Annotated in this window: 31 protein-coding genes; 3 read left to right on the top strand and 28 right to left on the bottom strand. The window is 65.1% G+C overall.

All coding sequences use genetic code 11. From position 1 onward, the window contains the following. Window positions 1-102: 102 nt before the first annotated feature. From ACGLHS_RS30405 to ACGLHS_RS30355, 11 genes are all read right to left on the bottom strand, one after another. Entirely contained in the window at window positions 103-1,500 is a 1,398-nt protein-coding gene (locus ACGLHS_RS30405) for an ATP-binding protein (protein WP_394485530.1), read from the bottom strand. Next, complete coding sequence (locus tag ACGLHS_RS30400; protein ID WP_176801283.1) at window positions 1,497-2,189, bottom strand: response regulator transcription factor; 693 nt, start codon at window positions 2,187-2,189, stop codon at window positions 1,497-1,499. The genes ACGLHS_RS30405 and ACGLHS_RS30400 overlap by 4 nt, the downstream gene beginning before the upstream one ends. A gap of 50 nt (window positions 2,190-2,239) precedes the next feature. Then, entirely contained in the window at window positions 2,240-2,611 is a 372-nt protein-coding gene (locus tag ACGLHS_RS30395) for a hypothetical protein (RefSeq protein WP_394485529.1), read from the bottom strand. Window positions 2,612-2,616: 5 nt separating this feature from the next. Continuing rightward, window positions 2,617-3,096, bottom strand: coding sequence for a DUF4260 domain-containing protein (locus ACGLHS_RS30390; RefSeq protein WP_394485528.1), 480 nt, complete (start codon window positions 3,094-3,096; stop codon window positions 2,617-2,619). After that, window positions 3,089-3,556, bottom strand: a complete 468-nt coding sequence (locus ACGLHS_RS30385) for a Spy/CpxP family protein refolding chaperone (RefSeq protein WP_394485527.1) — start codon at window positions 3,554-3,556, stop codon at window positions 3,089-3,091. Before ACGLHS_RS30385 ends, ACGLHS_RS30390 begins: the two co-directional genes overlap by 8 nt. A 135-nt stretch (window positions 3,557-3,691) precedes the next feature. Then, entirely contained in the window at window positions 3,692-4,066 is a 375-nt protein-coding gene (locus tag ACGLHS_RS30380; protein ID WP_093247281.1) for a DUF4148 domain-containing protein, read from the bottom strand. Window positions 4,067-4,169: 103 nt separating this feature from the next. Further along, on the bottom strand, window positions 4,170-4,901 hold the full coding sequence (locus tag ACGLHS_RS30375; RefSeq protein WP_394485526.1) for a YoaK family protein: 732 nt from the start codon (window positions 4,899-4,901) through the stop codon (window positions 4,170-4,172). Window positions 4,902-4,970: 69 nt separating this feature from the next. Beyond that, window positions 4,971-6,770: a phosphoenolpyruvate--protein phosphotransferase gene (gene ptsP / locus ACGLHS_RS30370; RefSeq protein WP_093247283.1), complete on the bottom strand. Its 1,800-nt coding sequence runs from the start codon at window positions 6,768-6,770 to the stop codon at window positions 4,971-4,973. A gap of 10 nt (window positions 6,771-6,780) precedes the next feature. Beyond that, entirely contained in the window at window positions 6,781-7,050 is a 270-nt protein-coding gene (locus ACGLHS_RS30365; RefSeq protein ID WP_093247284.1) for an HPr family phosphocarrier protein, read from the bottom strand. Beyond that, entirely contained in the window at window positions 7,019-7,474 is a 456-nt protein-coding gene (locus ACGLHS_RS30360) for a PTS sugar transporter subunit IIA (RefSeq protein ID WP_394485525.1), read from the bottom strand. Before ACGLHS_RS30360 ends, ACGLHS_RS30365 begins: the two co-directional genes overlap by 32 nt. A 277-nt stretch (window positions 7,475-7,751) precedes the next feature. Next, the gene (locus tag ACGLHS_RS30355) at window positions 7,752-8,288 is read right to left on the bottom strand and encodes a hypothetical protein (protein ID WP_394485524.1); all 537 of its coding nucleotides are present in this window, start codon (window positions 8,286-8,288) and stop codon (window positions 7,752-7,754) included. A 100-nt stretch (window positions 8,289-8,388) separates the two neighbouring features. Here ACGLHS_RS30355 and ACGLHS_RS30350 point away from each other — a divergent pair, with 100 nt between their 5' ends. Beyond that, complete coding sequence (locus ACGLHS_RS30350) at window positions 8,389-8,886, top strand: TlpA disulfide reductase family protein (RefSeq protein ID WP_394485523.1); 498 nt, start codon at window positions 8,389-8,391, stop codon at window positions 8,884-8,886. A gap of 63 nt (window positions 8,887-8,949) precedes the next feature. On the opposite strand, the gene ACGLHS_RS30345 is transcribed toward ACGLHS_RS30350, so the two are convergent. Continuing rightward, complete coding sequence (locus tag ACGLHS_RS30345) at window positions 8,950-9,396, bottom strand: cytochrome c (RefSeq protein ID WP_093247288.1); 447 nt, start codon at window positions 9,394-9,396, stop codon at window positions 8,950-8,952. Between the two features lie 171 nt (window positions 9,397-9,567). Here ACGLHS_RS30345 and ACGLHS_RS30340 point away from each other — a divergent pair, with 171 nt between their 5' ends. Beyond that, complete coding sequence (locus ACGLHS_RS30340; protein ID WP_394485521.1) at window positions 9,568-10,278, top strand: cytochrome b/b6 domain-containing protein; 711 nt, start codon at window positions 9,568-9,570, stop codon at window positions 10,276-10,278. Next, window positions 10,275-10,862, top strand: coding sequence for a GNAT family N-acetyltransferase (locus ACGLHS_RS30335; RefSeq protein ID WP_394485520.1), 588 nt, complete (start codon window positions 10,275-10,277; stop codon window positions 10,860-10,862). The genes ACGLHS_RS30340 and ACGLHS_RS30335 overlap by 4 nt, the downstream gene beginning before the upstream one ends. 14 nt (window positions 10,863-10,876) lie before the next feature. Here the strand turns inward: ACGLHS_RS30335 and ACGLHS_RS30330 are convergent, their stop codons facing one another. The 16 genes from ACGLHS_RS30330 to fusA form a co-directional block, all read right to left on the bottom strand. Continuing rightward, on the bottom strand, window positions 10,877-11,383 hold the full coding sequence (locus ACGLHS_RS30330) for a peroxiredoxin (protein ID WP_093247291.1): 507 nt from the start codon (window positions 11,381-11,383) through the stop codon (window positions 10,877-10,879). A 72-nt stretch (window positions 11,384-11,455) separates the two neighbouring features. Continuing rightward, window positions 11,456-11,725: a 30S ribosomal protein S17 gene (gene rpsQ / locus ACGLHS_RS30325; protein ID WP_015867662.1), complete on the bottom strand. Its 270-nt coding sequence runs from the start codon at window positions 11,723-11,725 to the stop codon at window positions 11,456-11,458. 9 nt (window positions 11,726-11,734) lie between these two features. Beyond that, window positions 11,735-11,944 (bottom strand): 50S ribosomal protein L29, encoded by a 210-nt coding sequence (gene rpmC / locus ACGLHS_RS30320; protein WP_093247292.1) that lies wholly within the window; start codon window positions 11,942-11,944, stop codon window positions 11,735-11,737. A gap of 55 nt (window positions 11,945-11,999) precedes the next feature. After that, entirely contained in the window at window positions 12,000-12,416 is a 417-nt protein-coding gene (gene rplP / locus ACGLHS_RS30315; protein ID WP_021012789.1) for a 50S ribosomal protein L16, read from the bottom strand. A gap of 55 nt (window positions 12,417-12,471) precedes the next feature. Next, window positions 12,472-13,395, bottom strand: a complete 924-nt coding sequence (rpsC, locus tag ACGLHS_RS30310; RefSeq protein ID WP_093247293.1) for a 30S ribosomal protein S3 — start codon at window positions 13,393-13,395, stop codon at window positions 12,472-12,474. A gap of 17 nt (window positions 13,396-13,412) precedes the next feature. Next, complete coding sequence (gene rplV / locus ACGLHS_RS30305) at window positions 13,413-13,745, bottom strand: 50S ribosomal protein L22 (RefSeq protein ID WP_007838134.1); 333 nt, start codon at window positions 13,743-13,745, stop codon at window positions 13,413-13,415. 9 nt (window positions 13,746-13,754) lie between these two features. Then, on the bottom strand, window positions 13,755-14,033 hold the full coding sequence (gene rpsS / locus ACGLHS_RS30300; RefSeq protein WP_007838132.1) for a 30S ribosomal protein S19: 279 nt from the start codon (window positions 14,031-14,033) through the stop codon (window positions 13,755-13,757). Between the two features lie 10 nt (window positions 14,034-14,043). Beyond that, on the bottom strand, window positions 14,044-14,868 hold the full coding sequence (gene rplB / locus ACGLHS_RS30295) for a 50S ribosomal protein L2 (RefSeq protein WP_093247294.1): 825 nt from the start codon (window positions 14,866-14,868) through the stop codon (window positions 14,044-14,046). Window positions 14,869-14,870: 2 nt separating this feature from the next. Beyond that, window positions 14,871-15,206, bottom strand: a complete 336-nt coding sequence (rplW, locus tag ACGLHS_RS30290) for a 50S ribosomal protein L23 (protein ID WP_007838129.1) — start codon at window positions 15,204-15,206, stop codon at window positions 14,871-14,873. Beyond that, window positions 15,203-15,823, bottom strand: coding sequence for a 50S ribosomal protein L4 (gene rplD, locus ACGLHS_RS30285; protein WP_028259871.1), 621 nt, complete (start codon window positions 15,821-15,823; stop codon window positions 15,203-15,205). Before rplD ends, rplW begins: the two co-directional genes overlap by 4 nt. After that, the gene (gene rplC, locus ACGLHS_RS30280) at window positions 15,823-16,503 is read right to left on the bottom strand and encodes a 50S ribosomal protein L3 (RefSeq protein WP_007838124.1); all 681 of its coding nucleotides are present in this window, start codon (window positions 16,501-16,503) and stop codon (window positions 15,823-15,825) included. The genes rplD and rplC overlap by 1 nt, the downstream gene beginning before the upstream one ends. A gap of 225 nt (window positions 16,504-16,728) precedes the next feature. Further along, entirely contained in the window at window positions 16,729-17,271 is a 543-nt protein-coding gene (locus tag ACGLHS_RS30275) for a hypothetical protein (RefSeq protein WP_394485519.1), read from the bottom strand. An 11-nt stretch (window positions 17,272-17,282) separates the two neighbouring features. Continuing rightward, window positions 17,283-18,734: a hypothetical protein gene (locus ACGLHS_RS30270; protein WP_394485516.1), complete on the bottom strand. Its 1,452-nt coding sequence runs from the start codon at window positions 18,732-18,734 to the stop codon at window positions 17,283-17,285. Window positions 18,735-19,004: 270 nt separating this feature from the next. Beyond that, on the bottom strand, window positions 19,005-19,319 hold the full coding sequence (gene rpsJ, locus ACGLHS_RS30265) for a 30S ribosomal protein S10 (protein WP_007838118.1): 315 nt from the start codon (window positions 19,317-19,319) through the stop codon (window positions 19,005-19,007). Between the two features lie 21 nt (window positions 19,320-19,340). After that, a complete protein-coding gene (gene tuf / locus ACGLHS_RS30260; RefSeq protein ID WP_012745744.1) occupies window positions 19,341-20,534 on the bottom strand; it encodes an elongation factor Tu in 1,194 nt (397 codons plus the stop codon). Window positions 20,535-20,677: 143 nt separating this feature from the next. Beyond that, on the bottom strand, window positions 20,678-22,777 hold the full coding sequence (fusA, locus tag ACGLHS_RS30255) for an elongation factor G (RefSeq protein WP_093243370.1): 2,100 nt from the start codon (window positions 22,775-22,777) through the stop codon (window positions 20,678-20,680). Window positions 22,778-22,873 lie beyond the last annotated feature (96 nt).

Genomic DNA, 22,873 nt, shown 5'->3' with positions numbered 1-22,873 from the left:
TCCTTGGTTGACGCTGGCACGGAGGCGCATCGTAGCCGTGCGCTCCACGCCGGCTGGTAGCGCAGGCGACAGCGCGCCCAACCGGGCAACCCCTCGCCCGACCTAAGGCAACCGGATGGTGATCTGCAGCCCTGGATGCGCATTGCGCACCGTCAGCTCGCCGCCATGCGCTTCGGCGATCAGCCGGCACAGGTACATGCCGAGGCCGACGCCACCGGTGGCGCGCGCACGGGCGCCGTCGGTCCGGTAGAAGGGCTCGGTCAGGCGTTCGAGCTGCGCCTCGTCGACGCCGGGGCCGTGGTCGCGCACCTCGATCTCGACGCCCTGCTTGTTGCCATCGACCACGGCGCGCAGCGACACGCAGGGCGGCCGGGGCGCGCCGGCGCTGTAGCGCAGGGCGTTGTCCAGCAGGTTGCGCACCAGCAGCCGCACGCGCATGCGGTCGACGGCGTGCGGCGGCAGGCCTTCGGCCAGGTCGAGGTGCACGTCCTGTGCATCCGGCATCTCGGCCACCGCTTCGCGAATCAGCACCGCCAGGTCGACCGGCTCGCGCTGCAACGCCACGTGCGGGCTCGCGAGGCGCTCGCTCTCGAGCAGGTCGCTGATCAGGTCGCGCATCTCGTTCAGGTCGCGCAGCAGCGCCTCGCGCTCGGCCTCGCCTTCGGGCGTGGCGGGCAGCAGCTCGGCGTTGAGCCGGGCGCGCGTGAGCGGCGAGCGCAGCTCGTGGCTCAGCGCCAGCAGCAACCCGCGCTTGGCATCGAGCATGGCCTGGATGTCATCGGCCATGGTGTTGATGCGCTGCGCAAGATCGCCAAGGTCGTCGTTGCGGCGGATCGGAATGGGCTGCGTGAACTCGCCGCGGCCGAAGCGCTGCGCGCCTTCGCGGATGTCGATCAGCGGCCGCAGCAGGCGGCTCACGAAGGCATAGGCCAACACCACCAGCAGCAACAGCACGCAGAGCGTGGCCCAGCCCGCGGTGCGCGGCGCGAATTGCCAGAGCCTCGGCGCCCAGCCGAAGATGACGCGATGGCCATCGGCCGTGGGGCGGATGAACCACTTGTCGCTTCTCGTGTCCTCGTCGGGGTCGCGCATCCAGCCACCGGGGCTGTGCAGCCCTTCCGGGTTCGAGTCCCAGTTGACCACGGGGCCGACGATGCGGATGGTGATCGGCAACCGGTTCACCAGCGCCTGCGCGCGCGCCACGTCGGGCGGCGTGCCGAGCTCGGCGACGAGTCGGTCGGTGTAGTCCACCAGCATCGGCTGCGCGGCCTCGGCCCAACCGGTGGAGAAAGACTTCTTCATGCCCCCCACGAACACCGCCGCCATCACCAGCGCCAGCATCACGAACATCATCACCAGCCGCATGCGCAGCGAGCGGCGCCAGCGGCGCTTGCCCTGCACCTTCTCGTGCCACTGCGCGTGCCATTGCTTGCGCATCTCTTCGCGGCGGCATGCCAGCTCGCGCCATGCCTGGCGGTGGTCCCGGCGACGAAAGTTCATGCGGGTTCGCTGCGTGCCACGGCCAGCGCATAGCCGGCATTGCGCAGCGTCTTGATGCAATCCAGCGGCTCCAGCTTCTTGCGCAGGCGGCTCACCACGATGTCGACCGCGCGCGTGTACAGCTCGGCCTCGTGGCCGCGCAGGCGGTTCAGGATGTCGTCGCGGCTGAACACCTTGCCGGGCTCGGCCGCCAGCAGCGCGAGCAGCTCGAACTCGGTGCCGGTGAGCTCGACGCGCTCGCCGTGGCGCAGCACCTGGCGCCGGTCGAGGTCGATCGACAGGCCGTCGAACACACGGTGCTGCGTGCCGTTGGCCGCAGGCGGCGTGCTGCGTTGCCGCCGCAGGATGGTCTGCACGCGCGCCACCAGTTCGCGCGGCTCGAAGGGCTTGGGCACGTAGTCGTCGGCACCGAGCTCGAGGCCGACCACGCGGTCCATCACTTCGCCGCGCGCGGTGAGCATCACGATGGGAATGTCGCTTTCCTTGCGGATCTCGCGGCACAGCTCGAAGCCGTCCATCTCGGGCAGCATCACGTCGAGGATCGCGGCGTCGTAGTGGCCCGCGCGCAGCTTGGCAAGGCCATCGCTGGGCCGCACTGCGCTTTCGAGCGTGCAGCCGAAGCGTGCGAAGTAGGTGGTCAGCGGCGCGGCGAGGTGTTCGTCGTCGTCGATCAGCAGGATGCGCGGCATGGCGGGATTGTGCCTTCTGGCCAAGAATTGGCGGATGACTTCGCTGACCATCAGACCTGCCGGCATCGCACCGCCAGGGTCAGGCCCGTCGCCAGCAGCGCGAGCAACAGCGCGTGATAGATCACATCGGGCACCGTGCGCGGACCGATGCCCACGACGATGGTGACCAGGCCGACGAGTGTGCCCAGCAATGCAAAGCCCTGGCCGATGATCGCGGCCGGGCGCGCGTGCGAGGGGCGCAGCCAGGTCTCGACCGAGGCGAGCACCAGCACGACCGCGATCACCGCCTCGGCCGTGCGGGCGTGCGCGTGCGCAAAGCCCGGCACGAGCCGGCCGGCGTGCACCGTCGATGCAATGCCGAGCGTGAGCGCCTCGGTCAGCATCCATGCGCGCGCGACCGACGGGCGCATGGCGTGTGCCACGCCGCTCACCATGGATCGGCCCGGCCGATGCGGCCGAGGTGCGTGAGGTTGAAGCCCGCGGCGTACTTGAGCCCGTAGCCGAGCGTGCGGTCGAGCCCGATGTGGGCGCACCAGATCAGTCCGCCGGCCACGGCCCACGGCATCGCCGCGAGCACGCCGAGCGCCAGCAGAAGCACCGGGCCGACGTATGAGTGCGCGGCGTTGTAGAGCGCCGCGCCCACGCGCGGCCCCGCGAGATAGCCCAGCATCGACAGGTCGGGCACGAACAGCCAGAGCGCGAACGCACCCCAGCCCGCGCCGAACTGCGCATAGGCGGCCAGCGCCACGCCCAGCACGACGGCCCCTTCGAGCCGCAACAGCGTGCGAACGCCGCCGGCCGTCACACCCGCCGCGTCATTGGACGCCGCGGCGTGGGACACCCAGGGCGCCGGCGATGCGGCAGCGCGCCGTACCGCGAGCCCGAAGGCCGACATGGCCTCAGCCATGACGGCTCCAGCGTCGGCCGCCGCGCTCCATGAAGTCGCGCACCTTCTGTTGTTGCGCGGCGTTCAGGTTGTCGAAGAAGTCGGCGGCGGCGGCAATGACCTCGGGACTGCCCGTGCGCACGACGGCGGTCTTCTCGTCGATGAGCCGCGAGGCGCCGGCCTGGTCGAGCTTGTTGCCGGCGAACAGCGCCTTGAACTGCGAACGCGGGTCGCCCGAGCCGCCCGCGCCGCGCAGAGCCTCGCGCTGCGCCTGCAGCTTCTCGGCCAGCACGGTGAGCTTCTGCTTTTGCGACGCATCGAGTTCGAGCTTGCTGCCCACGCGTTCGACCATCTTCGCGCGGAAGTCGGCGCTGTCGCCGCCGCCCCAACCGTGGCGTTGGCCGGCACAGCCGGCGATGCTGCCAGCCACCATCGCGGCGCCGGCGAAACCGAAGAGAGTGCGTTTGATCCAGTGCTTCATATCAAGTCCTTGGTGTTGTCTTGTGAGGAGGAAGCTCGATAGTGCTTTGGGCACCGGGCCAAGTCCTCTCGCCGGCGTATCGGCGTGTTTCGTTTGATTGCGACGGATGCGGTGCGAGCAACAAGCCGGTGCCGCTTACATGCGGCTGCTCTTGGCGTTGGCGGCTGCCGCGCGTGCGTCGACGGGGTTCTGCATGGTCGAGATGACCTGGCTGTTCACGCGCGAACTGGCCGACACGTTCTGGTCGGGCGCGGCGGCGGTGCGCACGGCTTCGGCGACGACGCGTGCGCGGTCGGTCGACACGGCCATGGTTTCAGCGCCGCGCGAGCCGCGCACGACGTTCTGGTCCGGTGCCGAGGCAGTGCGCACGGCTTCGGCGCTGACTTCGACACGGCTCTTGGCCGACACGAGCGGCTGCACGCCCTCGTAGTTCTCGGCCTTGGCGCCGGCAGCGGCGAGCATGGCGAACGAGCCGACGGCAACGATCTGGGTGAAGGAAAGAGATTTCATGACACAGGCCTTTCAGGGGTTGAAGAGGAAGGCCTGATCGTGCTTGCGGGGCCACCGCAAGTCCTTTCGTCGCAGTTTCGGCGTGTTTCGTTTTATTGCAGCGCTATTGCTTTCGCAGTAGTTGCAGCAACGCGGCCAGCGCCACGCAGGGCACGAGCAATGCCCAGAAGCCGGCATGCGCATAGCCCAGTCCGCCGCCGAGCGAACCCACCGCGAAGGCAGCCACCGGTGGCCATGCCTTGTGCACGCGCGCCGATGCGCCGGCCATGCCAGGTGCACGCGTCGCGATGTCGACGAGGTCCATCACGAGTTGCGTGACGTTGCCCGTCATCACGGTGCTGGGCGTCAGCTTCGAGAACACGCTGCGCGCGGCGGTGTTCTGGATCGACATCGCCAGCACACCCATCAGCCCGACCGCGATGGCCGGCACGCCGTTGCCGCTGACGAAGGGGCCGGCCCACACACCAGCGCCCATGAAGGCCAGCAGGCAGATCAACTGCGTGCCCAGCAGCGGCACTGTGGTGTCGAGCCCTCGCCGTTCGCGCGACAGCTGGAACAGCCGCGTGGCCGCCACGCCCAGCACGAAGGCCGGCAACGCCAGCAACTTGCCGACCACGCCCGAATGCCCGCTGCCGGCCATGGCTGCACCAATCAAGACGAAGTTGCCCGTGACGTGCGCGGTGAACAGCCCGAACAATGCGACGAAGCCGAGCGTGTCGACAAAGCCGGCGGTGAACGCCAGCAGCATGCCGTGCCATGCGCTCTCGGGCGCGGTGCCGGCGGCGGGTGCTGCGGTGCTGGTAGCGGTAGTAGCGGCAGGTGTGGCCTGGGTCATTGGCGCGGTGTCCTTCTGCAGTGTGTCGGCCGGTGCAGCCGCGTTGCCGATGGCGCGCCGCCGACCCGGTCAGCCCGCGAGCGCGACGCCGGGGTCGTCGGAGTCGAGCACGCTCTTCGCCCAGGCTTCGAGCTTGCCGGTATCGGCCCGCAGCACCTCCTGCTTGACCGCGAGGATGCGCGAGGGGTGCATCGAGAAGCTGCGCAGCCCCAGGCCCAGCAGCAGGCGCGTGAAGGCCACGTCGCCCGCCATCTCGCCGCACACCGACACGCCCTTGCCCTGGCGCCGGCACTCGGCAATGGTGTCGGCCACCAGCTTCAGCACGGCGGGGTGCGCAGGGTCGTACAGGTGCGCCACCGACTCGTCGGCCCGGTCGATCGCCAGCGTGTACTGGATCAGGTCGTTGGTGCCGATGGAAAGAAAGTCGAAGTGCTTGAGGAAGATGCGCAGCGTGAGCGCGGCGGCCGGAATCTCGATCATGGCGCCGAGCTTCACGTGGCCGTACACCGCGCCGCGGTTGTCGAGTTCGGCACGCGCGAAGTCGATCAGCGAGAGGGTCTGGCGGATCTCGCTCGCGTGCGCGAGCATCGGGATCAGCAGGTGGATCTCGCCGTGCGCCGCCGCACGCAGGATGGCGCGCAACTGCGTGAGGAACATGGCGGGGTCGGCCAGACTCCAGCGGATGGCGCGCAGGCCGAGCGCGGGGTTCAGGTGTTCCTGCTTGTTGGCCGACTTGCTGTCCAGCGGCTTGTCGGCACCCACGTCGATGGTGCGGATGGTGACGGGCATGCCCTGCATGCCCTCGACCGCGCGCTTGTAGGCCTGGTACTGCTCTTCTTCGTCGGGCAGGCGGGTCTGGCGCGCCGACGACTCGCGGCCCATGAAAAGGAATTCGCTGCGGAACAGGCCCACGCCCACCGCGCCGGCCTTGACGGCGCCCACGGTGTCTTCGGGCATCTCGATGTTGGCGAGCAGCTCGACACGCTGGCCGTCGAGCGTGACAGCCGGCTTGTGGCGCAGGCGCGCGAGGCGGCCGCGTTCGAGGTCGCCCTGGCGCTGCTTGAAACCGTACTCGGCGAGGATGATCGGCGAGGGGTCGATGATCATCACGCCGGCGTCGCCGTCGATGATGACCCAGTCGTCCTGGCGTACCAACTGGCTCGCGGTGCGCGCGCCGACGATGGCCGGGATGTCCATGCTGCGCGCCACGATGGCGGTGTGCGAGGTGCGCCCGCCCACGTCGGTCACGAAACCAGCGAACACGCTCTTCTTGAACTGCAGCATGTCGGCCGGCGACAGGTCATGCGCGATCAGCACCAGCGGCACGTCGATGCCGTCGCCCGCGGTGGGGTCGTCGTCTTCGTCGGTGGCGGCGGCGCGCTTGCGGCGCGGCGGGCTCGGCGCGAGCACGGCGGCCGTGCCCTTCATGCGGTGCAGGATGCGCTCGACCACCTGTTCGAGGTCGGCCTTGCGCTCGCGCAGGTACGCGTCTTCCATCTCATCGAACTGCCGCGCGATGATCTCGAGCTGCGTGGTCAGCGCCCATTCGGCGTTGTAGAGCCGCTCGCTGATCCAGTGCTTGACGCCGCCGCTCAGGGCCTCGTCCTGCAGCAGCATCTGGTGCACTTCGAGCAAGGCGGCCAGCTCGTGCGGCGCGTCGTTCGGGCCCATCTGCGCGACGCTGCTCTGCAGCTTGATGAGCTCGTCGGCGACGGCGTTGCGCGCGGTGCGCACACGGTCGATTTCGGTGTCGATCTCTTCGGGCTTGATGAAGTAGTGCGCCACATCGATGCGGCTGGACACCACCAGCACCGCACGCCCGATGGCAATGCCACGGGCAACAGGGAGGCCGTGGACTGCGAATGTCATGGGGTGGCCCTTATTCGCCTTCGCCGAACTTGTCGTCCATGAGCTGGACGATGGCGCTCATCGCTTCTTCTTCCTGCGGGCCATTGGTCTCGAGCTCGACGGTGGAGCCGAGCCCGGCGGCCAGCATCATGACGCCCATGATGCTCTTGGCGTTGATGCGGCGGTCACCGCGAGAGAGCCACACCTCGCAGGGAAAGCTGCCTGCGAGCTTGGTCAGCTTGGCCGATGCGCGTGCGTGCAGGCCCAGCTTATTGCTGATGGTCACGGATTTCTTGATCACAGTGCTTTCTTTTTGCCTGGTTCTGGGGAGCCGCCACGGCGACCTGCATGACACCCGCGGTGCCGCCGGCGATGGCGCGCTGCACGAGCGTGTCGAGCGGCTCGTGCCGGTAGGTGACGGCGCGCAGCAGCATCGGCAGGTTGACACCCGCCACCAGCCGCGAACGCACGCCGTCCACCAGTTTCTGCGCGACGTTGCAAGGCGTGGCACCGAACACGTCGGCCAGCACCAGCACCTGCGAGCGCGGCGCATGCAGTTGCTGCGCGAGCGTGATGCGCGCGGCGGCCAGGGTTTCTTCGGGCGACACGTTGGGCAGCACGTCGAGCGCGATGACGGCCTGCTCGCAGTCGGGAAACACATGCAGCGCGCACTGCCGCAGCGCCTGCGCGAACGGTGAGTGGGCGATGATGAGGATGCTGTTCATGCGGAGCGAGGGACGACGCGTCGATTATGCGGGGGCGCCCCATGGAAGTAGATACAGGACACAACGCAGCAGCCCCGAAAAATGGACACTGCGGCACGAAACGTGGCTGCGGTGAGGGGTCGGGAGCCGCTGAAAAGACCGGTCTGCGGGTGCACGCCCCTGCCGCGGGACTTGCTATCAAAATCAAAGCAAGACCGACCACCCCGGTACGCAAGCGAGCCGATACCCGCCACTTGTAGTCGGCGCCTCTTTCGCTGGCCGGCAAGCAGGCCAACGCTCATGGGAGGTGCAGGCCCTCGAAGAAGGTCTTGGCCGTTTCCGGCGAAGACGGCTTGCCCAGCACGGTGGCCTGGTAGAGCGCCACGGTGCCGTCTTTCTGCGACTGGGCGAACCAGAGCACCTGGACCGGCGCGGCCCCTTGCTGCGACGGTTGGGCGTCAAGGCGCAGTGGCGCGGGCACGGCCGTCGCGCGCTGCACGGTCGCAGGCGCCTCGGCCACCTGCGCTTCGGCCAACTGGCTGCGCGTCGCGGTGCGCCAGGCGTTGAGCCAGGCCTCGGCCTGCACGGGGCTGTTGGCGGCCGCATGGGCGATGGCGAAGGTCACGCCGCCGGCTTCGCAACCAGTCATGTCGACCTGCACGGATTCGGCGCCCAGCGGCAGGGCGCGGTTCGCGCGATCGGCCTTGCAGGGCAGCAGCGCGACGAGGCCGGATTCGGCGACCGGCACCTCGCGCCAGTTGAAGGTCGGGCTGCAGGCGGCAAGCAGGGCCGCTGCGCTCAGCGCAAGCCAGGAAGGAAGAACGGGCGAGGGCATGGGGCAGCGATTATCGAGCCGCCCGGGGGCCGCCGGGGCGCCCGCCAGCACGATCCGGCGAGCGGAACTAAAATCGCGCCGCCCTTCTCTCTTCGCTGCCATGAAAAAATACATTGCTGCTGCCGCCGTCGCTCTTGCATTGGCCGTCGGCGTGGGCGTGTACCTGGGCTCCGGCAGCACGGCGGCCCCGGCCTCGACCTTCGTGCTGCTCGACGGCACCCAGAAGAGCACCGCCGACCTGAAGGGCAAGGTCACGCTGGTTAACTTCTGGGCCACCAGCTGCGTGACCTGTGTCGGCGAGATGCCGAAGGTCATTGCCACCTACGACAAGTACAAGTCGCAGGGCTACGACACGCTGGCGGTGGCCATGAGCTACGACCCGCCGAGCTATGTCGTCAACTTCGCCGAAACGCGCAAGCTGCCGTTCAAGGTGGCCATCGACAACACCGGCAGCGTGGCCCAGGCCTGGGGCGACGTGAAGCTCACGCCCACCACTTACCTGGTCAACAAGCGCGGCGAGATCGTGAAGCGCTATGTGGGCGAGCCCGACTTTGTCGAGCTGCACAAGCTGATCGAGAAATTGCTGGCCGAAGCCTGATCGCTTCGTTCCCCAACAAAAAGGCGCTCCAGGGAGCGCCTTTTGCTTTTCTGCCGCAGTGCCTTACTGGTTGCGGAAGCTGTCGTGGCATGCCTTGCAGCTTGCGCCGGTCGGACCGAACTGGGCCTTGAGCGCGTCGATGTTGCCGGCCTTGGCGGCAACCACCAGCTTGCCGGTTTCCTCGATCAGCTTCTGCTGGCGTTCCTTGAACTTCGCGTCTTCCTTCCAGACTTCGGGCTTGGCCTTGCCGCCCTCGGTACCGGGGCCGAAACCTGCCCAAGGCAACTTGGCCATGTCGGCCACCACCTCGGCATTGGCGGCGGCAGCCGCGGCGTCATAAGGCACGCGGCCGTTGGCCATGGCGCCCAGGCGACCGAAGTGCTGGCTCATCACGAACAGCGCGCTCTGGCGGTACTTGATGGCGTCCTCGGGTTTGGCGAACTGTGCCGCGGCGGGCAGAGCCGTCGCAGCGCAGGCAGCGGCCAGGGCAAGCGAAGCGAATCGATTCATCGTGGAGCCTTCCTCATTCATATGTGTGTGGGGGAAACGCCGTCGAACGCGGCGCTGCTGCGGAGTGTAGAGGCAGCCCATGTCGCACGCATAGCAACAACCCGAAGCGAAGCGGGGCCCGGACTTTGCTAATCTGCGCCTTCCGCAGCATCGCGCCCCGCGCCTTTTTCGATGACCGATTCTTCCGTGGCCGCCCTCCACGCGCGCGCCCCCAGCGAAGCCCGCACACGTGTCTGGGACTTGCCCACGCGCCTGTTTCACTGGGCACTGGCCGTGGCCGTGATCGGCCTGATCGGCACGGGGCTGAGCGGCGTCATGGAATGGCACTTCCGCCTAGGCTACACGGTGCTTGCCCTGCTGTTGTTCCGCCTGCTCTGGGGCTTCGTGGGCGGGCGCTGGTCGCGCTTTGCCTCGTTCTTCTACGGGCCGGGGTCCGTCGTCGCCTACCTGCGCGGGCGGGCGCATCCGGACCACCTGATCGGGCACACGCCGCTGGGGGCGCTTTCGGTGTTCGCCGTGCTGGCCATCCTCATGCTGCAGGTCGCGACCGGGCTGATGGCCGATGATGAGATTTCAGCTTCGGGCCCGCTCACGCGCTTCGTATCGGGCGGCGTGGTGAGCCTGGCGACGAGCTGGCACAAGGCGCAGGGCAAGTGGATCGTGATTGCGCTCGTCAGCCTGCATGTGCTGGCCGTGCTGTTCTATGTGCTGTTCAAGCGGCATCGGCTGGTGCGGCCGATGGTGACGGGCGACAAGCAGGTTTCCGCCGCGAACGGCAACGTCGCGGCCAGTCGCGACGATGCGGCATCGCGTTGCCTGGCGCTGGTGCTGTTCGCGCTGTGTGCGGGCGTGGCATTCTGGGTGGCGTCGTTGCGCGTATGAGCTCTTCTGTTTCACGCCCCTTGCCGCTGGCGGACATGCCGGCCGTCGTCCTGCTCGTACCCGAAGCGGCGAACGAGATCGACGCCGTGCGCGCCATCTTTCGCGACTACGCGGCATCGTTGAACATCGACCTCGACTTCCAGGATTTCGACGGCGAGCTCGCCGAGCTGCCTGGCGAATATGCCGAACCCCGCGGAAATCTTCTGCTGGCGCTCGTCGATCCGGCCAACGTCAAGGAAGACGCCGGGCGCCAGGCTCCGACGCTGCAGCGCGCCAACGGCACGCTGGCCCACATCGCCGGCTGCTGCGCGCTGCGCCCCCTCGACAACGTGGACTACGCGAACGCAGCCGAGATGAAGCGCCTGTACGTGCGCCCCGGCTTTCGCGGACTGGGCCTGGGCCGCCAATTGGCCGAGGCCACGCTCGATGCCGCGCGCAGTGCGGGCTACGCCTGTGTGCTGCTCGACACGCTCGACGACATGGAATCGGCGCGGGCACTCTACGAAGACCTGGGCTTCGCGGAAGTGCCGCCCTACTATCACAACCCCGTTGCCGGGGCCCACTACCTCAAAGTGGATCTTTGAGTGATTGCCGCCGCTCAGCCGCGGGCTTGCGCCAGCAGCGTGTCGGCGTCGCTGACTTCGAACTTGCCCGGCGCCTCGACGTTGAGCGTCGCGACCTTGCCGTCCTTCACGAGCATCGAATAGCGGTTGCTGCGAAGGCCCATGCCGCGGCCCGTCAGGTCCAGCGTGAGGCCCGTGGCCTTGGCGAAATCGGCACTGCCGTCTGCCAGCATGCGGACCTTGGCGCCGGTCTTCTGGTCACGTGCCCAGGCGCCCATCACGAAGGCGTCGTTCACGCTCACGCACCAGATCTCGTCCACGCCGGCAGCCTTGAAGTCATCGAAGTGCTGCACATAGCCCGGCACGTGCTTGGCCGAGCAGGTGGGGGTGAAGGCGCCCGGCAGTGCGAACAGCGCGATCGTCTTGCCGGCCGAAGCCTTGGTCACGTCCACGGCGTTCGGGCCAATGCTACAGCCTTCGCCCTCGACTTCTGAATATTCCTGCAGCGTGGCCGAAGGAAGGGTGTCGCCGACTTTGATCATTGAATAAGCTCCAGAAAAAGAAAAACGGCCCACATTGTGGGCCGTTTCCGGTTGAGTCGTGTGACTCGAAGATCAGACCAGCACGGCCTTCTCGACCAAGCGGGTCACAACCCAGTTCTTGGTCTTCGAGATCGGACGGCTTTCCGTGATCTCGATGGTGTCGCCCAGCTTGTACTCGCCCTTTTCGTCATGGGCGTGGTACTTGCTCGTCTTGGCCACGATCTTGCCGTAGAGCTCGTGCTTCACACGGCGCTCGACCAGCACGGTCACGGTCTTGGCACGCTTGTCGCTGACCACCTTGCCGATCAAGGTGCGCTTGAGGGATTTTTTAGCTTCCGTCATGTTCACTCCTTACTTGGCGGCTTGGGTTTCTTGCTGCTTCTGAGCAAGAATGGTCTTGGCGCGCGCGATGTCGCGACGCGTCACGCGCAGCGTCGAGGTGTTCGACAGCTGTTGCGTGGCTTTCTGCATGCGCAGACCGAAATGGGCCTTCTGCAGTTCCTTGACTTCGGCTTGCAGGCCTGCGACGTCCTTCGTGCGCAGGGTTGCGGCCTTGGTCACCTTGGCCGGAGCCGCGGTTTCTTTTTTCTTACGTGTTGCCATGGATGTTCTCCTCTCAGGCGCCGAGCTGGCGAGCGACGAACGTCGTGCGCAGCGGAAGCTTGGCGGCGGCCAGGCGGAACGCTTCGCGGGCGAGTTCTTCGGGCACGCCGACGATCTCGAACACGATCTTGCCAGGCTGGATTTCAGCGACGTAGTACTCGGGGTTGCCCTTACCGTTACCCATCCGCACTTCAGCGGGCTTGGTAGAGATTGGCTTGTCCGGGAACACGCGGATCCAGATACGGCCACCGCGCTTCACGTGACGTGAAATTGCGCGACGAGCGGCTTCGATCTGGCGCGCCGTGAGGCGACCGCGGTCGGTGCATTTGAGACCGAAGTCACCGAAGGCAACCGAGTTACCCCGGGTTGCGATGCCGGTGTTGCGGCCCTTTTGTTCCTTGCGGAACTTTCTGCGTGCAGGTTGCAGCATGTTTTGTTACTCCGTGAGGACTGCCCCAGGCGCTTGCGCGCCCGGGAAAGACCGATTACTCGGTCTTGGCACCGTCAGCTGCTGCAGCTGGCGCGGCTTTGCGGACGCGCTTAACGGCGGGTTTCGAGTCTGCACCCGGTGCAGCGGGAGCTGCGCCAGTGGCTTCTGCGGGCTTGTCGCTGCCATCGGCCGGCGCGGTGTTGCCACCGATCGGGCCACGGCCACCGGCACGGGGGCCAGGACCGCGACGGTCGCCACCCGGACGGTCGCCAGGGCGACCATCACGGCGGGGACCACGCGGGCGGCGCTCTTCGTCCGGACGCGGCGTTTCGACGGCCGGCAGGTCGTTACGACCCAGCGTGTCGCCCTTGTAGACCCAGACCTTGACGCCGATGACGCCGTACGTAGTCTTGGCTTCCGAGGTGCCGTAGTCGATGTCGGCGCGCAGGGTGTGAAGCGGCACGCGACCTTCGCGGTACCACTCGCAACGAGCGATTTCAATGCCGTTCAGGCGGCCCGACGACATGATCTTGATGCCCAGGGCACCCAGACGCATGGCGTTCTGCATCGCGCGCTTCATGGCGCGGCGGAACATGATCCGCTTTTCGAGCTGCTGCGTGATGCTGTCGGCGATCAGCTGGGCATCGATTTCGGGCTTGCGCACTTCTTCGATGTTGACAGCGACCGGCACGCCGAGCTGCTTGCCCAGTTCGCGCTTGAGGTTCTCGATGTCTTCGCCCTTCTTGCCGATCACGACGCCCGGACGTGCCGAGTAGATCGTGATGCGTGCGTTCTTGGCGGGACGCTCGATCATGACGCGCGACACCGAAGCGTTCTTCAGCTTCTTCTTCAGGTATTCGCGAACCTTGATGTCTTCGGCCAGCATGCCCGCGAAATCGCGGTCGCTTGCGTACCAACGGCTGGACCAGTTACGGGTGACCGCAAGGCGGAACCCGGTTGGGTGGATTTTCTGTCCCATATTTCTTCCAGGCCTTCTTAGTTGCCAACCGTCACGTACACATGGCACGTGGGCTTGCTGATGCGATTGCCGCGACCCTTGGCCCGCGCGGTGAAGCGCTTGAGCGTTGCACCTTGCTCGACGTAGATGGTCTTGACCTTCAGCTCGTCGATGTCGGCACCGTCGTTGTGCTCGGCGTTGGCGATTGCCGACTCCAGCACCTTCTTGATGATCACAGCGGCCTTTTTCTGCGTGAACTGCAGAACGTTGAGCGCTTGATCGACCTTCTTGCCGCGGATCAGGTCCGCGACCAGACGGCCCTTGTCGACCGACAGGCGGACACCGCGGAGGACTGCACGTGTTTCAGACATGGTCGTTCCTTACTTCTTCTGGACTTTTTTGTCCGCGGGGTGCCCCTTGAACGTGCGCGTGAGCGCAAATTCGCCGAGCTTGTGGCCGACCATCTGGTCGGTGATGTACACAGGCACGTGTTGCTTGCCGTTGTGCACAGCGATGGTCAGACCGATGAACTCGGGCAGAACCATCGAGCGGCGCGACCAGGTCTTGATCGGCTTCTTGTCCTTGGTCGTCACGGCCTTGTCGGCCTTGGCCACGAGGTGGTGGTCGACGAAAGGACCCTTTTTGAGAGAGCGAGTCATTGGCTATCCCTTACTTCTTGCGACGCGACACGATGAAGACCTGCGTGCGCTTGTTGTTACGGGTGCGATAGCCCTTGGTCAGATTGCCCCATGGGTCGACAGGATGGCGGCCTTCGCCAGTCTTGCCTTCGCCGCCACCGTGCGGGTGGTCGACCGGGTTCATCACAACGCCGCGGACGGTCGGGCGGATGCCCTTCCAGCGCTTGGCGCCTGCCTTGCCGAGTTGGCGCAGGCTGTGCTCTTCGTTGGCCACTTCGCCGATGGTTGCGCGGCATTCGATGTGGATGCGACGCACCTCACCCGAACGCATGCGAACCTGGGCGTAGACGCCTTCGCGAGCCAGCAGCGTGGCCGACGTACCGGCCGAACGTGCGATCTGCGCGCCCTTGCCGGGCTGCAGTTCGATGCAGTGGATCGTCGAGCCGACCGGGATGTTGCGGATCGGCAGGGTGTTGCCGGCGCGGATCGGGGCTTCGGCGCCCGACAGCAGCGTTGCACCAGCTTCAAGACCGCGCGGGGCGATGATGTAGCGGCGCTCGCCGTCGGCGTAGCAGACCAGAGCGATGTGGGCGGTACGGTTCGGGTCGTATTCGATACGCTCGACCTTGGCCGGGATGCCGTCCTTGTTGCGCACGAAGTCGACAACGCGGTAGTGGTGCTTAGAACCACCGCCACGATGACGGATCGTGATGTGACCGTTGTTGTTACGGCCGGCCTTCTGGAACTGGGGTTCCAGCAGGGCTGCGTGAGGAGCACCCTTGTGCAGGTGGTCACGCGAAATCTTCACCGCGCCGCGTTGGCCCGGCGAAGTGGGTTTCATCTTGATGACGGCCATGATTAAGCGCCTTCCCCGACGAGGTTGAGCTCTTGACCGGGCTTGAGCGTCACATAGGCCTTGCGAACGTTGTCGCGGCGGCCGATGGACTTGCCAAAGCGCTTGGTCTTGCCCTTGGTGTTGAGCACCGACACGCCCTGGACTTCGACCTTGAACATCAGTTCGACAGCGGCCTTGATCTCGGGCTTGGTGGCGTCTTGCAGCACCTTGAAAGTGACAGCGTTCGACTTCTCGCCGACCATCGTGGCCTTTTCGGACACGATCGGGGCGACCAGCACCGCCATCAGGCGGCCTTCTTCGAACGTACGTTCAGCGGCGGTAGGGTTCACGCGGCTCATGCGAACATCTCCTTGAGCTTGTCGACGGCACCCTTGGTGACCAGCACCTTCTTGTAGTGAACCAGCGACACCGGATCGGCGTAACGGGGTTCGACCACGAGAACGTTCACCAGATTGCGCGAGGCAAGGTACAGGTTTTCGTCGACTTCTTCGGCGATCACGAGCACGGACTCGAGATTCATTGCCTTGAAACGGGCTGCCAGCGGCTTCGTCTTGGGCGAATCCACGGTCAGCGAATCCACCACGGCCAGACGGCCTTCGCGAGCGAGCTGCGAGAAGATGGCGGCCATGCCGGCGCGGTACATCTTCTTGTTGATCTTCTGCGAGAAGTTTTCGTCAGGCATGTTCGGGAAGATGCGGCCACCCCCGCGCCACAGCGGCGACGAGGTCATACCGGCACGGGCGCGGCCCGTTCCCTTTTGCTTGAAAGGCTTCTTGGTCGAGTGCTTGACCTGCTCGCGGTCCTTCTGGGCGCGCGTGCCTTGGCGGGCGTTGGCCTGGAATGCAACGACGATCTGGTGAACCAGGTCTTCGTTGTAGTCACGGCCGAACACGGTCTCGGGGGCGTCGTACTTCGACGCGGCCTGGCCTTGTTCGTTCAGGAGTTCGAGTTGCATTACTTCGCTCCTTCAGCCGCTTGCGGCTTGGCCTTGATGGCGGGACGCACGGTGACGAAGCCACCCTTCGAACCCGGGATCGCGCCCTTGATGAGCAACAGTTGACGTGCTTCGTCGATGCGGAAGACGTCGAGGTTTTGCGTCGTGCGGGTGACGTCGCCGAGGTGGCCCGTCATGCGCTTGCCGGGGAACACGCGACCGGGGTCTTGTGCCATACCGATCGAGCCGGGAACGTTGTGCGAACGGCTGTTACCGTGCGACGCGCGTTGCGAGCTCATGTTGTGACGCTTGATCGTGCCAGCGTAGCCCTTACCGATGGAAGTGCCTTGCACGTCCACCTTCTGGCCCACGGAAAACACGCTCGCAGCAGCAATCACGCCGCCAGCCTTGTGCTGACCTGCGGTTTCTGCGGTAACGCGGAATTCCTGGATGATTTCGCCAGCTTCGACACCTGCCTTGGCAAGGTGGCCGGCTTCGGGCTTGGTCACGCGCGATGCTTTGCGCGAACCGAACGTCACCTGCAGGGCGACGTAGCCATCGGTCTCTTGGGACTTGATCTGGGTCACACGGTTGTTGGACACATCCACCACCGTGACAGGAACTGCGTCCCCGTCATCGGTGAAGAGACGCATCATCCCCACCTTGCGGCCCAGCAACCCGAGGGAGTTGCTCAGACTCATTTGTTTTCTCCAAAAATGGAAACTCCCTTCGCCGCTGCCACTTCAATTGGCGACAGCGTTTGGCTGGCTTCCCAGCCTGCGAAAGAAGGTTGATAAATCTCTGCCCGAACAACACCCATGCGGACGCAACAAGGGCAGAGCCAAAGATTATAGCCCGGCATGCGGGCAAGGCGCAAGGGGCGTGCTCAGGCCAGATTTCCGGGGCTTCCGGACCCGGTTTTTCCCTTATTTGGCGGGCATCGAGATGATGTTGTCCCCGTCCGGTGTCGACTTGAGGTCGCCGCTCGACTTCAAGGCGGGTGTCACACCGCCGGTCTGAATGGGGATGGAAATGGCGCTTGTAGCGTCGCCCTGCTGAATGAATACATTCAGGTAAGCAAGGCCGTTACCCTGGCTCACCACCGAGACGGTTGCACTCGTGCGCTTGCCCGCGGGCAGCGTCAAGGTGCTGGCGCCCGAGAGCGTGAGACCAGCGTCGGCGGCAAGACGAACCGTCGCACCGTCGGGGTTGCTCACGCCGTCGAACTGCAGAACGACAGATGTCGCCTTGCCGACCTGCGGTGTGCCTTCGACCTGATATCGCAATGTGACACCGGAGTCATTGGGCTTGCGGGCTGCGACCGTCATGGGCGCTGCGCGATGCGCCGCCACGGACTGCTTGGCGCTACGCGAGACCGGTGGCGGCACGCCGTCGGCCAGGGCGGGCAGGCACAGCGCACCCAGGGACAGGCACGCCACAGTGAGTATCGAGTTTGAGCGGATGGTCATGGCACCCTTCCTTATTGAATGGTGACGTTGAAACACACCGAAGGCCCCGAGTTGGCGGAGTCGGACACCGCCAGAACGTAATCACCGACCCCGAGGCTGACCTTGCTGCCCGATCGGGGGACCAATCCGCCGCGGTAAATGTCGAACTGAGGGACGGCGCCAGTCGGCCCACCGCCGACAGCGAACTGGTAGTCACGATTCGCTGGCGCCGTGAATCGAAGGTACGCAAAACTTCCCAGCTTGTTGTCGGTACCCGCCACGTTCGAGACGCAGGCCTTCGTCACCACCGGCACGGTCATTGCCGCCCCGTACATCGGCAGCACGCCCGGGACTGTCGGTTGCCCACCGGCGTTCGCTTCCTGGTCGCCGTAAGGATCGTTGGCTGCGGCACTGATGCTCTGGGCCGTCAGCAGACCAGCCAGCGCCGACCTGCTGTCCGACGCCACGACGCTGAATGCCGAAGTGAACGGGTGAATCGACGTGACGGCGGCCCCGCTTCGGAAGGGCAAGCTCGTCATGGTGTTGTGGATCGGCCCAAAACCAACCTGCTGGTTGAGGTTCCAGAAAATCGACTGGATCGAGGCCTCCCGATACCAGCCCGGATTGCTCGAAGGTCCGGTCGTGAGATCCATGCTGCCGCCATTGGCCTGCTTGGGGCCCTTTGAATCCACATAGTTGCGCCGATTGAGCGCAATACCCGACCAGGCATTGCCCCAGCCCTCGGAAAACGCCAGGCGCCGGTCGACACGATCGTCCCCCGAGTGATCGCCGCCCGGCGAGTCATCGCGGCTGAAGGAGGACTGGTAGTAGTGGCCCCATTCGTGTGCGATCACCGGCGCATCGAATTCATCGGTATCGACGTCTTCCTTGCCCAGCACGTAGATCTCGCGCCCGGTGCTTCGATTGATAAAGAAAGTGGTACCGATCTGGCCTGCCGCCACGCTGCCGCCCGCCGGCGCATTGTTGGGGCTCCAGAACACGCGCAGCGGCGGAAATGCCGAAGCCGGCGCGACAGACAGCACCTTCTGCATGGCGGTGTAGACCGTGTCGAGAATGGCGAACGGCGCTGCCACCCGCTGTGTTGCGTACTTCGAGCCATCCCAGCCGGTGCTGGCGCGAAGATCGCGCGTCAAGGCGACCGCACCCGACGAGAACGCCGACGATTGCATGGAATAAAGGCCGTTTGCCTGGGTGTTGTCTCGCACGCTCACATCCCAGCTCGGCCCCGGGGCGGCACGGGTCAGTTGAGCCCGTACGCGCACGAAAAGGGTTGTGTTCGCCGGCACCGTCAGGGTGTAGGCGCCGCTGTCGTCGGTGGTCGCCGTGGCCAGTTGCGCGGAAGAAGTGGCATCGACCGCTTCGACCATCGCGCCACGCACCGGCTTGGCCGAAATGTTGGCGTACACCAGAGCCCCGTTCGGATTCGGGACGGACTCATAGGTGGCGGTGCCGCTCAGGGTCACCGAAGCCGCCGCCACGGGCGGAAGAATGGGAAACCCGCCACCGCCTCCCCCGCCTCCACCACCACAGCCAGCAAGCAGTGCCGTCGCAAGACATGCGACTCCGAATGCAAAAGAAAACTTGTGACTCATAGTGTGTGCTGCCCTCGTTTCAGCCCCGGCCGAGATGCTGAAAAAGGCCGGTGCGCGAGGATGCCACAGCCGCCCCCAAAAGAACAAAGCCCGCCTGCATTTCTGCAGGCGGGCTTTGTCAAAACGCGACGCGAAGCTGAATTACTGCAGCTTGATCTCGACGTCCACGCCAGCCGGCAGGTCGAGCTTCATCAGCGCGTCCACGGTCTTGTCGGTCGGGTCGACGATGTCCATCAGGCGCTGGTGCGTGCGGATTTCCAGCTGGTCGCGCGACGTCTTGTTGACGTGCGGCGAACGCAGGATGTCGAAACGCTTCATGCGGGTCGGCAGGGGCACGGGGCCCTTGACGATCGCGCCGGTACGCTTGGCGGTGTCAACGATTTCGGCTGCCGACTGGTCGATCAGCTTGTAGTCGAAGGCCTTCAGGCGGATGCGGATTTTTTGCTTGGTTGCCATGGTGATTCCTTTGCGTCCGGCTTAGATGTCGAGGATCTTGGCCACGACGCCCGAACCCACGGTACGGCCGCCTTCACGGATGGCGAAGCGCAGGCCTTCTTCCATCGCGATCGGGTTGATCAGCTTCACGGTGATGCTGACGTTGTCGCCAGGCATGACCATTTCCTTGTCCTTGGGCAGCTCGATCGCGCCGGTCACGTCCGTCGTGCGGAAGTAGAACTGCGGACGGTAGTTGTTGAAGAACGGCGTGTGACGGCCACCTTCGTCCTTGGACAGCACGTACACCTCGGCGGTGAAGTGCGTGTGCGGCTTGATCGAGCCGGGCTTGCACAGCACTTGGCCGCGCTCGACTTCTTCGCGCTTGGTGCCGCGCAGCAGCACGCCGACGTTGTCGCCAGCCTGACCTTGGTCCAGCAGCTTGCGGAACATTTCCACGCCGGTGCAGGTGGTCTTGACGGTCGGGCGGATGCCGACGATCTCGATTTCTTCACCGACCTTGATCACGCCACGCTCGACGGCGCCAGTCACCACAGTACCGCGACCCGAGATCGAGAACACGTCTTCGACGGGCATCAGGAACGTGCCGTCCACGGCGCGCTCAGGCGTCGGGATGTACGTGTCCAGCGCTTCGGCCAGCTTCATGATGGCTTCTTCGCCCAGCTTGCCCTTGTCGCCTTCCAGGGCGAGCTTGGCCGAGCCGTGGATGATGGGGGTGTCGTCGCCAGGGAACTCGTACTTGTCGAGCAGCTCGCGCACTTCCATTTCGACCAGCTCGAGCAGCTCGGCGTCGTCGACCATGTCGCACTTGTTCAGGAAAACGATGATGTAGCCCACGCCCACCTGGCGAGCCAGCAGGATGTGTTCACGGGTCTGGGGCATTGGGCCGTCAGCAGCCGAGCACACCAGGATCGCGCCGTCCATCTGGGCGGCGCCGGTGATCATGTTTTTCACATAGTCGGCGTGGCCAGGGCAGTCCACGTGAGCGTAGTGGCGGTTGGCCGTTTCGTACTCGACGTGTGCGGTGTTGATCGTGATGCCGCGAGCCTTTTCTTCGGGCGCTGCGTCGATCTGGTCGTAAGCCTTGGCTTCGCCGCCGAACTTGGCCGACAGAACGGTTGCGATCGCAGCCGTCAGCGTCGTCTTGCCGTGGTCAACGTGACCGATCGTGCCCACGTTCACGTGCGGCTTGGTGCGGGTGAATTTACCTTTTGCCATTTTTCAATCCTTGAAAGAGCATGTCCCGTGTATTGGTTTTATGTCTGCACCCGATTGCTGGTTCGCCTCGCACGGGAACGTGGCGGCACCGAATCGCAGACAACGAGGGCCACGCACCGCGTGGCCCTGCATTCTTCAAAAACTTACTTGGCGCGAGCAGCCACGATGGCTTCAGCAACGTTGCGCGGAGCTTCAGCGTAGTGCTTGAACTCCATCGTGTACGTGGCGCGGCCTTGCGACATCGAGCGCAGCGTGGTCGAGTAGCCGAACATTTCCGACAGCGGCACTTCGGCCTTGATGGCCTTGCCGCCACCGACCATGTCGTCCATGCCTTGCACCATGCCACGGCGTGAGGACAGGTCGCCCATCACGTTGCCGGCGTAGTCTTCAGGCGTTTCGACTTCCACGGCCATCATCGGCTCGAGGATCACGGGGTTGGCCTTGCGGGCACCTTCCTTGAAGCCGAAGATCGCGGCCATCTTGAACGCCATTTCGTTCGAGTCCACGTCGTGATACGAACCGAAGTGCAGCGTGACCTTGACGTCCACGACGGGGTAGCCCGCCAGCACGCCTTGCGTCAGCGCTTCCACAACGCCCTTTTCCACCGCGGGGATGTATTCGCGAGGAACCACACCGCCCTTGATGGCGTCGACGAACTCGAAGCCCTTGCCGGCTTCCTGCGGCTCGAGCTTCAGGATGACGTGACCGTACTGGCCCTTGCCGCCCGACTGGCGAACGAACTTGCCTTCGGCCTCTTCGACGGTCTTGCGGATCGTTTCGCGGTAAGCCACTTGCGGCTTGCCCACGTTCGCTTCCACGCCGAATTCGCGCTTCATGCGGTCCACGATGATTTCAAGGTGGAGCTCGCCCATGCCGGCGATGATGGTCTGACCCGATTCTTCGTCGGTCTTCACGCGGAACGAAGGATCTTCCTGAGCCAGGCGTTGCAGGGCGATGCCCATCTTTTCCTGGTCGGCCTTGGTCTTGGGCTCGACGGCCTGCGAGATCACCGATTCCGGGAACACCATGCGCTCGAGCGTCACGATGGCCGTCGGATCGCACAGGGTTTCGCCCGTGGTCACTTCCTTCAGGCCCACGCAGGCGGCGATGTCGCCGGCGCGGATTTCGTTCACTTCTTCGCGGTTGTTGGCGTGCATCTGCACGATACGGCCGATACGCTCTTTCTTGCCGCGCACCGGGTTGTAGACGCTGTCGCCCTTCGTCAGCACGCCCGAATAGACGCGCACGAAAGTCAACTGGCCCACGAACGGGTCGGTCATCAGCTTGAATGCCAGGGCCGAGAACTTCTCGTTGTCGTCAGCCTTGCGCACGACAGGCGCTTCGTCTTCGTCCAGGCCGGCAACCGGAGGAATGTCCAGCGGCGACGGCATGTATTCGACGACGGCGTCGAGCATGGCCTGCACGCCCTTGTTCTTGAAGGCCGAGCCGCACAGCATCGGCTGGATTTCGCCGGCGATGGTGCGCTGGCGGATGGCCTTCTTGATTTCTTCCTCGGACAGCTCGCCGCCTTCGAGGTACTTGTTCATCAGCTCTTCGCTCGCTTCGGCAGCGGCTTCCACGAGCTTTTCGCGGTATTCGTTGCAGACGGCGGTCAGGTTGGCGGGGATCTCGCCGTACTGGAAGGTGACGCCCTTGTCTTCGTCCCAGATGATCGCCTTCATCTTCACGAGGTCGACGATGCCCTGGAAGTGCTCTTCGGCACCGATCGGGATCTGGATCACGACGGGGTTGGCCTTCAGGCGGTCCACCATCATCTGGCGCACGCGCAGGAAGTCAGCGCCGGTACGGTCCATCTTGTTGACGAACGCGAGGCGGGGCACCTTGTACTTGTTGGCCTGGCGCCAGACGGTTTCCGACTGGGGCTGCACGCCGCCGACGGCGTCGTACACCATGACGGCGCCGTCCAGCACGCGCATCGAGCGCTCGACTTCAATGGTGAAGTCCACGTGGCCGGGGGTGTCGATGATGTTGATGCGGTGTTCGTCGAACTTGCCGGCCATGCCCTTCCAGAAGCAGGTCGTGGCGGCGGAGGTGATCGTGATACCGCGCTCTTGCTCTTGCTCCATCCAGTCCATCGTGGCGGCGCCGTCGTGCACTTCACCGATCTTGTGGTTCACACCGGTGTAGAACAGGATACGTTCGGTCGTCGTGGTCTTACCAGCGTCGATGTGCGCGGAGATGCCGATGTTGCGGTAGCGCTCGATGGGGGTCTTGCGGGACATGATTTACTTTCGGGTTGAAATGCGTTGAGCGCTGGGCCCCGAGCACGGGCACAACGCCCGACACTCGACACCCAACGCCCAAGCGAAGTTTGATTT

The organism is Variovorax sp. VaC1 (assembly GCF_043658315.1).
In the GTDB taxonomy this organism is placed as follows: Bacteria; Pseudomonadota; Gammaproteobacteria; order Burkholderiales; family Burkholderiaceae_C; genus Variovorax.
The sequence above is the reverse complement of the archived record's forward strand: the minus strand, read 5'-3'. Positions and strand labels throughout refer to the sequence as shown.

What these genes read in the sequence shown, in the direction of transcription:
- ACGLHS_RS30335 (WP_394485520.1), top strand. Translation starts at nt 10,275, where the DNA reads ATGAGCTCTTCTGTTTCACGCCCCTTGCCGCTGGCGGACATGCCGGCC.
- rplV (WP_007838134.1), bottom strand. Translation starts at nt 13,745, where the DNA reads ATGTCTGAAACACGTGCAGTCCTCCGCGGTGTCCGCCTGTCGGTCGAC.
- ACGLHS_RS30275 (WP_394485519.1), bottom strand. Translation starts at nt 17,271, where the DNA reads ATGACCATCCGCTCAAACTCGATACTCACTGTGGCGTGCCTGTCCCTG.
- rplP (WP_021012789.1), bottom strand. Translation starts at nt 12,416, where the DNA reads ATGCTGCAACCTGCACGCAGAAAGTTCCGCAAGGAACAAAAGGGCCGC.
- rplB (WP_093247294.1), bottom strand. Translation starts at nt 14,868, where the DNA reads ATGGCCGTCATCAAGATGAAACCCACTTCGCCGGGCCAACGCGGCGCG.
- rpsJ (WP_007838118.1), bottom strand. Translation starts at nt 19,319, where the DNA reads ATGGCAACCAAGCAAAAAATCCGCATCCGCCTGAAGGCCTTCGACTAC.
- tuf (WP_012745744.1), bottom strand. Translation starts at nt 20,534, where the DNA reads ATGGCAAAAGGTAAATTCACCCGCACCAAGCCGCACGTGAACGTGGGC.
- ACGLHS_RS30390 (WP_394485528.1), bottom strand. Translation starts at nt 3,096, where the DNA reads ATGGCTGAGGCCATGTCGGCCTTCGGGCTCGCGGTACGGCGCGCTGCC.
- ACGLHS_RS30385 (WP_394485527.1), bottom strand. Translation starts at nt 3,556, where the DNA reads ATGAAGCACTGGATCAAACGCACTCTCTTCGGTTTCGCCGGCGCCGCG.
- ACGLHS_RS30345 (WP_093247288.1), bottom strand. Translation starts at nt 9,396, where the DNA reads ATGAATCGATTCGCTTCGCTTGCCCTGGCCGCTGCCTGCGCTGCGACG.
- rplD (WP_028259871.1), bottom strand. Translation starts at nt 15,823, where the DNA reads ATGCAACTCGAACTCCTGAACGAACAAGGCCAGGCCGCGTCGAAGTAC.
- ACGLHS_RS30380 (WP_093247281.1), bottom strand. Translation starts at nt 4,066, where the DNA reads ATGAAATCTCTTTCCTTCACCCAGATCGTTGCCGTCGGCTCGTTCGCC.
- ACGLHS_RS30405 (WP_394485530.1), bottom strand. Translation starts at nt 1,500, where the DNA reads ATGAACTTTCGTCGCCGGGACCACCGCCAGGCATGGCGCGAGCTGGCA.
- ACGLHS_RS30350 (WP_394485523.1), top strand. Translation starts at nt 8,389, where the DNA reads ATGAAAAAATACATTGCTGCTGCCGCCGTCGCTCTTGCATTGGCCGTC.
- rpsC (WP_093247293.1), bottom strand. Translation starts at nt 13,395, where the DNA reads ATGGGACAGAAAATCCACCCAACCGGGTTCCGCCTTGCGGTCACCCGT.
- ACGLHS_RS30340 (WP_394485521.1), top strand. Translation starts at nt 9,568, where the DNA reads ATGACCGATTCTTCCGTGGCCGCCCTCCACGCGCGCGCCCCCAGCGAA.
- ACGLHS_RS30355 (WP_394485524.1), bottom strand. Translation starts at nt 8,288, where the DNA reads ATGCCCTCGCCCGTTCTTCCTTCCTGGCTTGCGCTGAGCGCAGCGGCC.
- rpsS (WP_007838132.1), bottom strand. Translation starts at nt 14,033, where the DNA reads ATGACTCGCTCTCTCAAAAAGGGTCCTTTCGTCGACCACCACCTCGTG.
- fusA (WP_093243370.1), bottom strand. Translation starts at nt 22,777, where the DNA reads ATGTCCCGCAAGACCCCCATCGAGCGCTACCGCAACATCGGCATCTCC.
- rplW (WP_007838129.1), bottom strand. Translation starts at nt 15,206, where the DNA reads ATGAGCCGCGTGAACCCTACCGCCGCTGAACGTACGTTCGAAGAAGGC.
- ACGLHS_RS30400 (WP_176801283.1), bottom strand. Translation starts at nt 2,189, where the DNA reads ATGCCGCGCATCCTGCTGATCGACGACGACGAACACCTCGCCGCGCCG.
- rpsQ (WP_015867662.1), bottom strand. Translation starts at nt 11,725, where the DNA reads ATGACGGAAGCTAAAAAATCCCTCAAGCGCACCTTGATCGGCAAGGTG.
- ACGLHS_RS30360 (WP_394485525.1), bottom strand. Translation starts at nt 7,474, where the DNA reads ATGAACAGCATCCTCATCATCGCCCACTCACCGTTCGCGCAGGCGCTG.
- ACGLHS_RS30330 (WP_093247291.1), bottom strand. Translation starts at nt 11,383, where the DNA reads ATGATCAAAGTCGGCGACACCCTTCCTTCGGCCACGCTGCAGGAATAT.
- ACGLHS_RS30375 (WP_394485526.1), bottom strand. Translation starts at nt 4,901, where the DNA reads ATGACCCAGGCCACACCTGCCGCTACTACCGCTACCAGCACCGCAGCA.
- ptsP (WP_093247283.1), bottom strand. Translation starts at nt 6,770, where the DNA reads ATGACATTCGCAGTCCACGGCCTCCCTGTTGCCCGTGGCATTGCCATC.
- rplC (WP_007838124.1), bottom strand. Translation starts at nt 16,503, where the DNA reads ATGAGTCTGAGCAACTCCCTCGGGTTGCTGGGCCGCAAGGTGGGGATG.